This window comes from Congregibacter sp., assembly GCF_045107095.1.
Taxonomy (GTDB): domain Bacteria; phylum Pseudomonadota; class Gammaproteobacteria; order Pseudomonadales; family Halieaceae; genus Congregibacter.
Genome location: NZ_JBGCFU010000036.1, coordinates 40,378 through 54,527, shown reverse-complemented (window position 1 = coordinate 54,527; position 14,150 = coordinate 40,378). Strand labels below are relative to the sequence as shown.

Below are 14,150 nucleotides of genomic sequence, written 5' to 3'. Positions count from 1 at the left end.
GGTGTGATTCTAGCACCGACGCAGCGCTATCAGAGTAGCCGCCAGCCATGGATACTAAAAAAGCGCAGGGCTGAGCGCGTGAACCAGCGGATGTGTTGCATGCCTTTTTTTGCTGCGAAGCCGCCCTGATGCACGATCCTCATGGTCGGCAAAAACATGAGCTGCCCCTCCACCGCCAATCGCCGGGAAAGATCAAAATCTTCAAAGTACATAAAGTAGCGCTCATCAAAGCGTCCTGCCCCGGCAAAGCTGCCGCCGCGACATAACAAACACGCACCACTGAGTAGCGTGACGGAACCGGGCGCTGCATGTTCCAAGTCTCGATATTCGTAGCGGGCCAACCTTCCGGAAAAGATCTGCCTGAGGGACGAAAACGGTAAGCCTCGCAATAACAAATCGAAGGCCGTTGGATAACGTTTGCAGAGGTACTCTCGACTGCCGTCAGTGCGCTCGCAATAAGGGTTTAGCGCCACCACCCCGGCATTGGCTTCAAGATATCGGAGCCCCTCGTAAAGGGCATCGGCCGCCAACTCCACATCCGGATTCAGTATCAAGAAGTACCGTCCCGGCCGATCTTCGTAAACAAGATTGTGCCCGCCCCCGAAACCCAGGTTTTCATTTGAATGTCGTACACTCAGATCGACCGCCGGGGCATCCTTAACTTCAAGCTCAGATAAGAGCTGGGCGAGTTGGTCCCGATATTCGGGTTCAGAGCAGTTGTCCAGAATAGTTAAGGCTACCGGCTCTCGCAGCTGATCATGCAGTGCAACGACGCTCGCCATAAGGCTACGCAAGGTGATACGTAACTGATCAGGGCTACTGTTGTGGAGCACTATGGACACACTGAGTGTCGGCGGTATGCGGGCCTCGGTTATCATCGGGCGGATACTAGCAGTTGGACTACCTGGCTGCATCGACGAGATGCCGGCAATAAGCTATTCACGAGAGAACCGCTTTGAGTAAAACCGCAGCACCAAAACCAAAACGCAAATGGGGTTTCGGCCCAGGATTGTTAGTAGCCGCCGCTTTCGTCGGACCAGGAACAATCGCTACCGCCAGCGCCTCCGGCGCAGGCTATGGATACGCGTTGCTATGGGCTCTGCTGTTCTCCGTCGTAGCGACTATGGCACTGCAGGAAATGAGCGTCCGGCAGGCTATTGTCACGGGCAAAGGCCTGGCAACCACCCTGCGAGAGGCTCTTGCGGGGCGATGGCTGGGCCGTGGAGCAATAGTTCTTGTCATCGCCGCGATCGGCCTGGGCAATGCCGCTTACGAGTCTGGAAACATCGCTGGCGCAGCGCTTGCACTTGAGAGCATCTCCGCAATCAACACGAGCACCTGGGCCTTGCTCATTGGGGCCGCTTCAGCAGCCTTGCTGTTCTTACCCGCTTACCGTCAACTTGAGCGCGTACTCATTGCCCTCGTGTTGCTCATGAGCGCTGTGTTTGTCGCGAGCGCGCTACTCCTAAGCCCCGATTGGTCATCCCTTGTGCAGGGCTTCCGCCCACAGCTGCCTGAAGCATCGCTAACCATGGTCATCGCTCTCATTGGCACAACGGTGGTTCCCTACAATCTCTTTCTTCAAGCCAACGCCGCGCGAGAACACTGGGCTGACGAACCAGATCGTGCCATGGCATTGTCCTCCGCGCGGATCGACACGGTGCTATCGGTTTCTCTCGGAGGACTGGTTACCCTTGCGATAGTCAGCGCCGCTGCTATGACGTTTTTTGCTCAGGGTCTGGCCTTTGCTCCGGAACAAATCACCACACAGCTGGAGCCAGTACTAGGCCCCGCAGGCCGTTATGTATTTGCCGCAGGCCTTTGCGCAGCGGGCCTCACGAGTGCGATCACCGCCCCGTTGGCAGCAGCTTATGCCGTGTGCGGTGCTTTGGGTCTACCGGACACTTTACGCGGCACGGCATTCAGACTCATCGCGCTGAGCGTAGTTCTCACGGGTACCGTGTTTGCCGCTACCGGCGCGCGCCCCCTGAGTCTCATCCTATTCGCACAGGCGGCCAACGGTCTGCTGCTGCCAATTATCGCGATAATACTGTTGTGGCTGATGAACAGGCGCGAGTTGCTCGGTGAAGCTGCCAATAGCTGGAGAAGTAACCTTCTGGGTGTTGTGGTGGTTGGGGTTACGGTGGGCTTGGGGGCGAACAAGTTACTGGGCTTGCTCGGCTAGCGGGTCTTCCTTTGGAGAAAGTTTGTGTAAAAAATTACAAAAACGCGCTATCGCCATGTTATTTATCATTTTTTCTATGATTAACCTAGGATTGTGGTAGCCTGTGTAGCGTAACTGAGCCCTGTCGGTATAGAGTAGGCAGGCATCAGGAAAGCCTAACCAGCGGGAGTGGGAGCGGTCCGGTACCGCCGAAGAGCGGCTCGGCCATCCCCAGAGGGGACGATAATGATTAAGGGCCTTCGCACACTGTGCAGCCGAAGGGGCGCCGTAGGCGTCGTCAAGAGCACTATTATGAGCGCTATTGTGGGCACCATGCTCGCAGTTTTAAGCGCCTGCGGTGGCGGCGGAGGTAGCGGCGGCGGCGGTGGTTTTCTCCCCGGTGACGGCGATAACGACGTTACTTCTTACACGATTACGCTCACAACCGTCGATCCCGCCGGCAATCCCACCACCTTAGTTAGCGAGACCTTTCCCGCCACACTGCGCATCGAGGTCCGAGAAGACACTGTCGATGCCGCTGCCGTGAGCGGGCTGGTGGTTCTTGCTACTGCAGATTTCGCTGTAATCTCGCCAGCGAACGGCCAGGCACTCACCAATGCCGACGGCATCGCTGAACTAGAAATTCAGGCCGGCGGTACGCTCGGTGCGGACACGATCACCGTCACCGCCGAAAGCCCCGGGGGCACAGTAACCGCAACCATCGGCGTTGAAATCTCCGGCGCGGGCCTTAGCCTGGGGTATTTCGAAGGCACATCGTTTATTGCCGGTCAGATCGGCCTCAGCAGTGACAGCCTCGCGTTCCGCGGCAGCGCTGTCGCAAGATTGGCAGTGGTTGATGAGGCGGGAACGCCATCCAGTGCCGTGCAGCTCATTCGCTTGTCCAGTGCGTGTTCACTCAGCGGTCTGGCATCTTTCCGCGCCATAGGCGATACCGGAACGGGCACTAATACGCTAACCATCGAAACTCTCGACGGCCTTGCCAGCGCAGAATATCTCGCGGGGAGCTGTGAAACGAGCGACGACCTAACAGCCACACTAGTTGATGGTGATTCAACAGCAACTGCCAGCGTGACTATTGCCGGCCGTGATGCAAACTTTATTGGTTACGTATCCACGGAGCCTACCGAAGGTGGCGACACAAATGGACGCACAATTATCGCTCTCAAAAACACCGGAGGCCCCGGCCGACCTGAGGTCGCATCGGTAACTTTTGAAGTATTGGAAGAAGCCGTCGTTCTTGAGCCAGGCGACCCGGCACCCGGGGAGCCAGGTTATCTGGACCTCGACAAGCGTACGCCGCTTGCAGGCGTTACCGTCAACTTTGCCCTTACAAATGCCCTGGGCGGCATAACCCTTTTGAACACTTCAGGGGTCACGAACAGCCAAGGGCTAGTCGTTGTTGACGTCAGTGCGGGTAACGTCGCGACTTCCACTGTCGTGACTGCGAGCTTTGATACCAGTCAGAACCAGCAGCAGGCCGCATCGTCAAACCAAATTGTTATCAGCACGGGCCTGCCCCAACAGAACGGTATCAGCGTTTCTGCCAGCCAGTTTCATGTGCCGGGAGCCCGGGATATTGATGGTGTCGAGTCCACTATCACAGTGCGCCTTGTGGACCGCTTCGGTAACCCCGTCGCAGATGGCACCAGCGTAGTCTTCACCACAGAGTATGGCGCCATCGATACGTCGTGCCTGACGGGCACCAGCAACGGTGAGCGAGCAGACCCCGGGACGCCGGCCGTAGGCACCTGCAGTGTGCTTTGGACCAGCCAGGCACCGCGCTTCCCGGTCTTTAATCAGGACCTAGTTCAAACGACTGTGGATGATAATAGTTACGACTGTCCGTCTCACACAGGCTCCTTCGGGCCCTGCCCCAACGACCTCGGCGCGATTCGAGGACTGCGAAGCACCGTAACAATTACAGTAGTCGGCGAGGAGTTCTTTGTCGATGGCAACGGTAATGGCGTCTACGACGAGGGCGAGTCTTTCGAGAACCTGCCCGAAGCGTTTACCGATCACAACGAAGATGGCGTTTATACGCCCTTCGCTGGCCCGCAATGCCCCAGCCCCAGCCCAGAAGAGAACTGCATAGCAGCAGGCTCGTCTGAAGAGTTCATCGATTTCAATGGCGATGGCGTCTACAGCGAGAACGTAGACCCAAACACAGGCGAAGGTGTTTACAACGGCAGCCTATGCCCTCCCGATGGTGATGGTGTTTTCTGTAGCAGAGAGTTATTGAACGTCCGTGCGTCTGTAGTACTAACTCTGACGGCGTCTGCACAGAATCTTCAGGTATTGGCGGGTAAGACACCCGACAATCCCAGAGTTGCCACTACGATCCTGCAAGAAGGATCGCTATATGAAATCTACGTTGCGGACGTCTATAACAATGCCCCTGGCGCCGGAACGACGCTAACGTTCCGCGCAGATCAGGATTGCGCGATTGTATTCCCCGAGAGCACGGAAAGCCTCACGCTTACAGTGCCTGACCTAGTCGGGCAGTCTGGTGCGTTCACTACTTCTCTCAGGATTAACGGTACAGGTATCCCTGGTGGAGGACGAATAACCGTTCTAGCACAGGATATTGGTGGCGCGACCTCACAGATTGGTAGTTTTGGGTGTAGTACGGTCTGCTCGGATGACCCAGACCCCACTGATCCAAACGCGTGCGACGAGACCCTACCCTAACGGAGAGGCTCGCGAAATCGTTTGAATCACGCCTCTGAGCTAGCGAGGAGTCGTGCACAAAAAAGCCGATCTTTGAGATCGGCTTTTTTTTGGCTTAGATAAGGTTTAACGTTTAAACCATCGATTAATCCATCACGCTAAACAGCAATGCCAGCTTCTTGGTTCTAGATAGCGTTTGCAGGAACTCTCTAGCGGCGGGCGTGTTTCGCATCAGATCAGAAAAACCCGGCATCGCGCTAAAATCCTGACCATCGAGTTCTATAAAAGCCATCCGCCAATCGTTGTATTCACGATTCCGAATAGGCCCCTCAGTCACGATCTCTACTCGCTCATGCCTTGCGTCCTGGCAGATCTTTTCGAATAGAGCCTTCACCTCTTCCTTAGCACCTTCGAGAACCTGAAAAAAAGAATCTTGTCGGTGAAGGAGAACCCCGGTCACACCAAGCTGAGCATTCGCTTCCCTAGCACTCTCTAGAATCGAGAGCATCTGATCGTTGTTCAGCGGTCGCGTTTGCGTGCTGACATAGCCCAAACTGTACAAGGTGAACTCCTGTAGGGACTCTACGTCACCTTCTGATTGACTAACAGACTTGTGGGGTTGCTTTGCCACAGGCCCTCCCCGGCACTCGTGGTCAGGCCCACTGAAACGCTACGAATAAACCCGCAACAAACTGCAATTAGGCCTTGAGACTTTGAGTATAGTTAACTATTCTTGACAATAGAACAGTCAAGTTTAGTTGACACTTTTAGACCCGCCATCGAAAACGCACCTCATGGGTCAAATGCAGTCTACGTGAGAGGATCAGCCATGAACGCCCCCATGCAAACCGCCAAAATAAATGACACTACGGAGCAGGCTGTACGCAGCGAGCTTTTAGCTCCTCGCTTTTATCGCACAGACTACGACTCCGTCGGCAAAATCAACGTGGAACCCGTTCGCCAACAGTGGGACGCGATGATGGAGGAGTACAAAGAGGACCGAAACCGTGCCCACTTTAGACAGGAATTCGACTACGACGCTACAACTCTTACCAGTGACCCTGAACTACACGAAGAATTCATCGACTTTCTCACCAGCTCGATCACAGCCGAATACTCCGGTTGCGTATTGTATCAAGAAATCAAAAAGAACGTCGAAAATCCTGCGATTGCGGACCTCATGGGCTATATGGCTCGAGACGAATCCCGCCATGCTGGCTTTATCAACAAAGCCCTTAAACAACTCGGAGTGGCAGTTGATCTTGGGTTCCTAAAACGGCAGAAGGAGTACACCTACTTTCGACCCAAGTTCATCTACTACGCAACCTATCTCTCAGAGAAAATCGGCTACGCGCGGTACATCACGATCTACCGCCACCTGGAGAAACACCCCGAGCAGCGCTTTCATCCCATCTTTAACTGGTTCATGGAGTGGTGTAACGACGAGTTTCGCCACGGCGAATCTTTCGCGCTAATGATGCGCGCTCAACCGGAGCTGCTCCGCGGCCACAACAAACTCTGGATACGCTTCTTTATTATTGCGGTCTACTCGACCATGTATGTGCGCGACCACAATCGACCGAAGCTTTACGAAGCGCTTGGCATGGACCCCACGGAATTCGACTTCCGGGTCTTCGACATCACCACTGCCATTACTCAGCAAGTATTTCCATTGTCGGTTGACACGGATGACCCGCGATTCCGCAAGGGGCTAGAGCGCCTGCGGGACATCAGCGCCAAGTCGACGGCAGCGAACGAACGCGGCGGCATTATAGGGCGTTTAACAGCAGGAGCTTTGGCCGTATCCGCTGGACTCACCTTTGCAAGACTCTACTGTCTACCCGTCAAGCATCATGAACTACCAGAAGACTTCCGTATGGAGCCCACCTGGTAACGGAATATCTCTGCTTACAACTACCTAAGAAAGTAACCGTATGTCAGCCGTGCCAGCGGCTGGCATAGCCCATAAGGTGTGCAACGCCCGCTGCAGCCAAAGCCAAACCGAGCAATTCTCCCGGTGCATCAGATTGAGCGAGACGTAAGGCAAGCACCAGGAAAGCACCTGCCAATAGTGGCGACAACCACCGCTGCGGCGGCGCACCAACTCCTCGAATATACCTAAAAGAAAGAAACAATAGCTCGCAGAATACGAGGAGCAATATCAACTCTGCAGCATGGCCGCCACGAAGAAAGTCGTCTAGTGCCGCCACGACATCGCTGCTCGGTCAGCCAAAATCAAAGCACGGCAAGAAACACAGGGCCGCGACAGCCTAAGCGCGCGCCAGCCCCAACAGTTCGGCAAGATCCTTGAAGAAAATCTTAACGTGCGCAGTGGGCCGCTCGCGCACCAGCTCTTTCTGCGTATACGACTGCCAGGTGAGGTATTGAATATCCGGATCGCGACACATTTTGACAAACTTCTCTCTGCGCTTGTCGCTGCCGTACCAGAATCGCTGGAGGAGACCGAGAACAAAGAACACCTTGCCGTGGAGCTTCATAAAACGCTTGCGCGCAGTTTTTAACGCTGCCGGGTTACGGCTCAAGAGAAACTCATTCACAGCGTCTGCCGCCAAGCGCCCACCGAGAAGAGCATAGTAAATACCCTCTCCCGAAGCAGGAGCGACAACCCCTGCTGAGTCCCCCGCCAAAAGCACAGCACGACCATCGTCCCAGCGCTTTAGAGGCTTCATTGGGATGGGAGCACCCTCTCGACGAACCGTCTTCGCACCATCCAGTCCGACATCCTTACGCAAGGCCTCGACGGCCGCTGTCGCGGAATAATTTTTCAGCGCGCTACCTGTACCAATACTTGCATGCTTCCCATGGGGAAACACCCAGGCATAAAAATCCGGTGAAAGCCGCCCCTGATACCAGACATCGCAACGCGTCTCCTGGTAGTCAGCACCGTCGTCGGGCTCGGGCGCCTCCACAATCTCGTGATAAGCAAACACACACTTAAGCTTATCCCCACCGGGAATGCACTGCGCACCCACTCGGGACTTAGCACCATCGGCACCGATCACAGCGCTAGCTAAGACCTCGTGCTCACCACCACTGCCGGACTTATCGAGATAGCGTAAACGCACTCGTCCGTCGTCCTGATAAACCAAGGATTTGTAAGCGCCGATTTGCAGGGTCGCCCCAGCTTCCACTGCACGGTCACGAAGAAAGGGATCAAACTTGTCTCGATCAACCATCGCGACATAGGTGTCACCCACGGGCATATCGACTCGTTGATCAGCCGGTGAAATCATCCGGGCAGAACGAATCCTCGCGACAATCTGTTCCGAGGGAATATTAAACTGCTCTACTGCCCGAGGTGGGATGGCACCACCACAAGGCTTTATACGAAAGCCCCGCTCAATCAATAGAACACTTTTACCCGACTTAGTAAGGTCGTAGGCAGCGGTGGCGCCTGCGGGCCCACCACCGACAACCACCACATCATATTCTGGCAGCTTTTCTGTTACTGGCTCATCGTGCATCAAGCACCTCCACCATAGCGATCTCGCCAAAACTAGGCATCGGCCGCTGGTCGTTAGACACCGCAGGCCGCAAACGCATTCCGATTACCGCGGCTACGACAAACATAACCGCCTCAAGACTAAAGACCAGACCGTAGGCCATAACAGGGTCGCCTATAAAAACGCGACTCACATCAATAGCAACGGTCCCTAGAAAACCGCCCAAGGCAAAGGCGATAGCCTGGGAAGCACCCCACAAACCCATGCGCAAACCCTCGGCGCCTGACTTCCCCGCACTCGCGAGACTCATCATCGACGCGATGGCCGCTACAGCAAAAGCTCCATTAGACACCCCCAACACAAACACATTGCCTCCGAGGGGCCAGGTCTGCGGAAAACTTCCCCCAATGGCAATCGCCGCAAGAGAGACAGCCGACGCCAGGCAGCCACCAATCGTCCAGCGCCGCAGCACCTCGGTGTCCGCGTTCTTTCGAATAAGCGTCGTCGCGGCCACCAGAATCATCCCCAAGAGAACACCGCTGTGCTGCAAGCCAGACAAAGACGTGGACTCACCCGGCGTCATCGAAAACACCGTGCCTGCAAAGGGCTCGAGTATCAGATCCTGCGCGCTGTAGGCGAGCATAGAAACGAATACGAAGATGGTGAAGCGCTTGGCTTCGGGCTCGCGCCAAACTTCCCGCAAGGCTCTTGAAAAGCTTCCTCGCTGCGCACTCAAGGCTGCTCGATCTTGAGCAGTAAGAACATTCTTCGGCTCAAGGCGGAAAACTGAAACTACGGTCACAACAAACGCTATCGCCGAGACAGAGGCTGTAACGAATAGCAGCCGCATCGGTGTAAAAGGATCAAGATATTGTCCGGCGACCCCCGCGGTGACTGCAAAACCCGCGATCATCATAATCCAGACAATGGTCGCCGCCGCCGCTTTTCTGTGAGGCGCTACGTGTTTAGCCAGGGTAACAAGCGTAGAGGTGCCTGCAGCACTGGCACCAAGCCCAATAGCTACAAACGCCAGCGTCGATACGACCAGCCCCCAAAAGACATCAGTAGCAATAAGCACCGTGCCTGCGGCTGCGGCGACACCGCCAAGCGCAAGCACCAGCATACCCCCAACTATCCAGCCGGTTGTCCGCCCACCTACATCAGAGCCATGCCCGAAACGTGGCCGAGACATTTGAACTGCGTGGTGAATCCCGACCAATATCCCGGGAAGCATTGCCGGCAGCGCCAGCTCCACCACCATGACGCGGTTAATAACCGTTGTCGTAAGAACAATGATCGCGCCCAAACTAGTCTGCACCAAACCCAAACGCACGATACCTGCCCAGCTAAGACCCAATGCTTGATTCACAGCCACGACACCGTGCCGCGAATCGCAAAGGCACTCAACATCATGCCCAGAACATACAGAGTCACACCTGTGCCGTTGTACCAAGGCGCAAGGCCCAGAGGGTCTTTAAGCATTTTCACCATCGCTAAGGCCTGAAGAAACAACGAGCATGCGATTCCTACGGCGGCCACAGGGTGCCCCCACAGAACAAGCATGCCTATGACCACGAGCTGAGGGACCGCCATAACCACGCAGGCAAGGCGCGCAGCTGTATCGGCACCTAAACTGGCGGGCAGAGAACGAATGCCGATACTTCGGTCACCGTTTATGGACTTGAAATCATTGAGCGTCATGATGCCGTGAGCACCAAGACTATATAGGCCAGCGAGCATGAGGATTTCTGGCGACGGCATCACACCGCCAAGCATCACGGCCGCACCGGTAATCCATGCGAGCCCCTCGTAGCTGACACCAACAGCAAGATTGCCGTACCAACCGTTCAACTTCAGGCGCAATGGTGGCGCACTATAGGCCCAGGCGAGAAAAAGCCCCACCAGGGTCGCCCAAAATACCCACTCTCCCAACAGGGCGCTAAAACCCAGAGCGAGCACAGACCAGGCGATAGCGTAGTAAAGCCCCCACTCGCCGGGTACCCGCCCCGACGGAATAGGACGATTCGGCTCATTGATGGCATCTACATGCCGGTCGAACCAGTCATTAACAATCTGGCTACCACCGCAAACCAAAGGACCAGCGAGAATGACACCCGCCGCCACCAAGCCCGGATGATCGCCCAAAGATTGTCCGGAGGAGATCGCTCCGCAAACAAAGGCCCACATCGGTGGAAACCAGGTAATCGGTTTGAGAAGCTCAATAAGAGCCTTGGGTTCAGGAAAAGCGCGGGGTGGCGTGGTGAGATCAGCGGGCTGCATGAGGTGTAATATAGAACCGACACTTTGAAGTGTCAATTTTAATTGACGCTTGTTAAATCACCCCGCACCTAAGCCTTTAAGCGTCAACCAAAGGCCACACTCAGATCTATTAGATCATTCCGAGTCGTCGTCACCACCAATATTAAAACGACGCAGCTTCGCGTACAGCGATTGACGCGACAAACCGAGAAGCTCCGCGGCAGAAGCGCGGTTGTCTTGCGTCACCTCCAGCGCAGTTTCTATGCATAAGGCCTCAATAAGATCTGTAGACTCTCGCACAAGGTCCTTAAGAGGCACTCGCCCCACCCTTTGCGTGACCTGCTCGATTGAGCTCGGCAGCTTGGCCGACACCGGATGGTCACGGGCAACGCGCCGCTCGACATCACGAATAAACAGCGCATAAGCGGCGCCATCCGGCTCATCCAAACGGCAGGCAGAGATCTCTACCTCAGCAGGACTCCCTGCCTGAGGCATCAATGTGGAGGAAAACAACCTAACGACGGACTTGTCTCGAAGATTAGACAGCAGAACATTAAGGTCAACACCGCTTCTTCCGAGCCAACGGTCAGCAGAATGACCGAGCACCTGCTCTTCAGCGACTAATTGGGCCAACTCCAAAAAGCTGTTATTCACCGCCATAATCCTGCCCTCAGCGTCCGTTAAGACCACAGCGTCAGGCGCGTTACGTACCATTTCCTGGAGATAAACACCCTTGGGCGTGCCCGGCTTTTGCGCCACAAGCTCCCGCGTACCCATGCGAAGCAGGAAGCGCTCTTCACCTGCTTGCCGTAAAAAGCTCGCGGACACGTCGACACGCGTCTCGCCATCCGCGAGTACGAGATTATGCAGCTGAGATCGCCCGACGGTTCTAATTTCAGACATCATGCCCTGTAAAGCGCGCCCGGAGCCTGCGTCCAGACCTTTAGGGAACACCTTACCCACTAAGCCTTTATCACTGCCGCTGAGCAACTCTATCGCCCGGGGATTAGCCTCCAGCACCCGAAAACTCAGGGCATCCAGCACAAGAACTGCGTCCCCCACCATATCGAAGAGCCTGCGATAACGGGTCTCAACCTGACGAAGCCGCCAGTAATCCTGCTCGAGGGCCTGCTGAGCGTTAACCAGCTGCTGACGGAGACTCGCGTCGGAACGCAGATCATGGCCTACAAAAAAGACCAGCCCATCCTCGCCGCCGATGACCTGGTACTGCACGGGCAAACCGTCGGGACTTCCTTCAAGTCGGTGAACGAGATCCACCCTGCCACCGCCACCCGAGGCAGCCTTGGCCAAGGCGCTATCGACTCGATCTTCGCTGCCATCAAGCAAGGTATCGGACAGCGCCTCACCCACCCAAAGATCAGCTAGATCCTCGGGTAGCTCTATGCTCCACGATTCGACACTTAAAACAGTGCCGCTCTCATCGAGCGTCAGTGCAAGATCTGCTACGCGCGCGAGCAGTCCTGCCAATACGGGCTTAGTTTGCTTGGCTAGCAAGAATGCTCATCCAAAAAGTAGACAAAAATTCGACAAAGAGATACCGGGCGCGTCAATTAAGCGCACAGCGGGCGTGATTATGGCACGCGTAAAGCATGGTTAACACCATTGCCAAGACCCATAGACTTACAGTAAAGACCAGCACTCTTTAAGTGTCAATTATTTTGAACGCATTGATGTGTAAATTATAATTGACATAGCCTGTCACCAGCACTACATTCATCCTTGGATCAGTAAGCAAAGGCAGGGGTCTGCTTGATGGCTTTACAAAAAGAACGGGGAAGACCGAACACCCCGCTATACACGCCGGATCAGCGGCAACGGCGCGACGCTACTCGCTGGACGCTCGTACAGGGCCTGCTTGCCCCACTGCAGTTCATCGTTTTCCTTATCAGCTTAGTACTGGTGCTGAACTATATGATCAATGGTTCTGGCCTGGAGGCTGCCGCAACCTCCGTAATCGTTAAAACCTTAGTGCTCTTAACCATCATGGTGACGGGCGCCATCTGGGAAAAAGTTGTGTTCGGGCAGTACTTGTTTGCACCGGCTTTCTTTTGGGAAGACGTCGTCAGCTTCGGCGTGATTGCGTTACACGTCGCTTACGTACTTTGCTGGCTCGCCGGCTACGGCACGCCACAGCAGCAAATGTGGATCGCCCTTGCCGCCTATGGCACCTACGTGATTAACGCCGCGCAGTTTCTGATGAAACTGCAAGCGGCACGTCGCGACGAGCCTGACGAAGAGCTTGCTATGGGACTACAAGGCGCTCTCAAATGACCGAGGCGGTACTTGCCAGCGACAGCACTTCGATTTCAACAAGCCCAGTAATAACCGTTGAGCGTGGACAACGCGCTGTATTTTGCGGGCTTACGTCGATTGTTTGGCTTCACCGCAAAATTCAGGACGCGTTCTTTTTAGTGGTTGGTTCGCGGACCTGCGCCCACCTGCTTCAGTCAGCTGCGGGCGTAATGATATTTGCAGAACCTCGTTTCGCTACCGCAATTTTGCAGGATCGTGATCTCGCCGGCATGGCGGACTGCCACGAAGAACTGGACCGAGTCGTTGAAGAGCTTCTCGCCCGACGTCCGGAGATAAAGACATTGTTTCTGGTGGGCTCATGCCCGTCAGAAGTAATCAAACTTGACTTAAATAACGCGGCTAGTCGTCTGCAGACTCGTCACAGCGGCCGCGTGCGGATGGTTGCTTACAGCGGCAGCGGTATTGAGACAACCTTCACTCAAGGGGAAGACAAGTGTCTCACCGAGCTCGTTGAAGCAAGCAAGAGTAGAAAGGATCAGAAAAGCCCCGCTTTAATCATTGCAGGCACACTTTCAGACATTGTTGAAGACCAATTCCAACGGATGTTTGATGCCTTAGGTATTGGCCCCATCGCGTTCTTGCCGGCACGCAGCGGAGACACCATGCCCCGCGCTGACGCCAACACGAAGGTACTATTGGCTCAGCCCTATTTGACCGAGACCGCTCAGGCACTAAAAGGCCAAGGTGCGACGATACTCAACGCGCCTTTTCCTCTGGGTGCTGAGGGAAGTCTCCTGTGGTTCAAAGCTGCCGCAGATGCCTTTGGCGTAGCCGACACACTATTCGACGAAGTCACTGCGGCTCCCCTTGCACGAGCACGGCAGGCTGTGGGTTATCAGCGAGAGAAGCTAAAGGGCAAGCGAATAGCATTTTTACCTGACTCACAACTCGAGCTACCCCTTGCGCGCTTCCTGGCGCGAGAGTGTGAAATGAATGTCGAATCGATCACGACGCCTTTTCACGACCCTCACATCATGGCTAGTGAGCTTGAACTATTTGGCGACCACCCGGACATGATCGAGGGCGGTGATCTTGAGTCTCGCCTGGAGCATGTTCGCGAGCTCAGGCCCGATCTCACTGTTTGCGGAATGGGTATCGCAAACCCTCTTGAGGCTGAAGGTCTGCGCAGCAAGTGGTCCATAGAGCTAATTTTTAGCCCCATTCAGGGCTTTGATCAGGCCGGTGATCTAGCGGGCTTGTTCTCTCGACCCTTGACGCGCGCTGCGCGGCTAGAGGTCTAA

12 protein-coding genes are annotated in these 14,150 nt (G+C 55.2%); 5 read left to right on the top strand and 7 right to left on the bottom strand.

Translation table 11 applies throughout. The features are described 5' to 3' along the window. Positions 1-29: 29 nt before the first annotated feature. Complete coding sequence (locus AB8B76_RS06825) at positions 30-878, bottom strand: glycosyltransferase (protein ID WP_405271268.1); 849 nt, start codon at positions 876-878, stop codon at positions 30-32. 77 nt (positions 879-955) lie between these two features. Here AB8B76_RS06825 and AB8B76_RS06820 point away from each other — a divergent pair, with 77 nt between their 5' ends. Continuing rightward, the gene (locus tag AB8B76_RS06820; RefSeq protein WP_405271267.1) at positions 956-2,185 is read left to right on the top strand and encodes an Nramp family divalent metal transporter; all 1,230 of its coding nucleotides are present in this window, start codon (positions 956-958) and stop codon (positions 2,183-2,185) included. Positions 2,186-2,476: 291 nt separating this feature from the next. After that, positions 2,477-4,873, top strand: coding sequence for a hypothetical protein (locus tag AB8B76_RS06815; protein ID WP_405271266.1), 2,397 nt, complete (start codon positions 2,477-2,479; stop codon positions 4,871-4,873). A gap of 124 nt (positions 4,874-4,997) precedes the next feature. On the opposite strand, the gene AB8B76_RS06810 is transcribed toward AB8B76_RS06815, so the two are convergent. After that, entirely contained in the window at positions 4,998-5,483 is a 486-nt protein-coding gene (locus AB8B76_RS06810; protein WP_405271265.1) for a BLUF domain-containing protein, read from the bottom strand. Positions 5,484-5,681: 198 nt separating this feature from the next. On the opposite strand from AB8B76_RS06810, the gene acsF reads away from it, so the two are divergent. Then, positions 5,682-6,746 (top strand): magnesium-protoporphyrin IX monomethyl ester (oxidative) cyclase, encoded by a 1,065-nt coding sequence (acsF, locus tag AB8B76_RS06805; RefSeq protein WP_405271264.1) that lies wholly within the window; start codon positions 5,682-5,684, stop codon positions 6,744-6,746. 43 nt (positions 6,747-6,789) lie between these two features. Here acsF and AB8B76_RS06800 read toward each other — a convergent pair whose 3' ends face one another. The 5 genes from AB8B76_RS06800 to ppsR form a co-directional block, all read right to left on the bottom strand. Next, entirely contained in the window at positions 6,790-7,062 is a 273-nt protein-coding gene (locus tag AB8B76_RS06800; RefSeq protein WP_405271263.1) for a hypothetical protein, read from the bottom strand. A 60-nt stretch (positions 7,063-7,122) separates the two neighbouring features. Next, on the bottom strand, positions 7,123-8,337 hold the full coding sequence (locus tag AB8B76_RS06795) for a geranylgeranyl diphosphate reductase (protein ID WP_405271262.1): 1,215 nt from the start codon (positions 8,335-8,337) through the stop codon (positions 7,123-7,125). Further along, positions 8,327-9,685 (bottom strand): BCD family MFS transporter, encoded by a 1,359-nt coding sequence (locus AB8B76_RS06790; RefSeq protein WP_405271261.1) that lies wholly within the window; start codon positions 9,683-9,685, stop codon positions 8,327-8,329. Before AB8B76_RS06790 ends, AB8B76_RS06795 begins: the two co-directional genes overlap by 11 nt. After that, positions 9,682-10,596 (bottom strand): chlorophyll synthase ChlG, encoded by a 915-nt coding sequence (gene chlG, locus AB8B76_RS06785; protein ID WP_405271260.1) that lies wholly within the window; start codon positions 10,594-10,596, stop codon positions 9,682-9,684. Before chlG ends, AB8B76_RS06790 begins: the two co-directional genes overlap by 4 nt. Before the next feature lie 114 nt (positions 10,597-10,710). Then, entirely contained in the window at positions 10,711-12,090 is a 1,380-nt protein-coding gene (ppsR, locus tag AB8B76_RS06780) for a transcriptional regulator PpsR (protein ID WP_405271259.1), read from the bottom strand. 258 nt (positions 12,091-12,348) lie between these two features. On the opposite strand from ppsR, the gene bchF reads away from it, so the two are divergent. Both bchF and AB8B76_RS06770 read left to right on the top strand, forming a co-directional pair. Beyond that, complete coding sequence (gene bchF / locus AB8B76_RS06775) at positions 12,349-12,867, top strand: 2-vinyl bacteriochlorophyllide hydratase (RefSeq protein WP_405271258.1); 519 nt, start codon at positions 12,349-12,351, stop codon at positions 12,865-12,867. Continuing rightward, positions 12,864-14,150 carry a ferredoxin:protochlorophyllide reductase (ATP-dependent) subunit N gene (locus AB8B76_RS06770; RefSeq protein ID WP_405271257.1) on the top strand — a complete coding sequence of 429 codons (1,287 nt, stop codon included), beginning with the start codon at positions 12,864-12,866 and terminating at the stop codon, positions 14,148-14,150. The genes bchF and AB8B76_RS06770 overlap by 4 nt, the downstream gene beginning before the upstream one ends.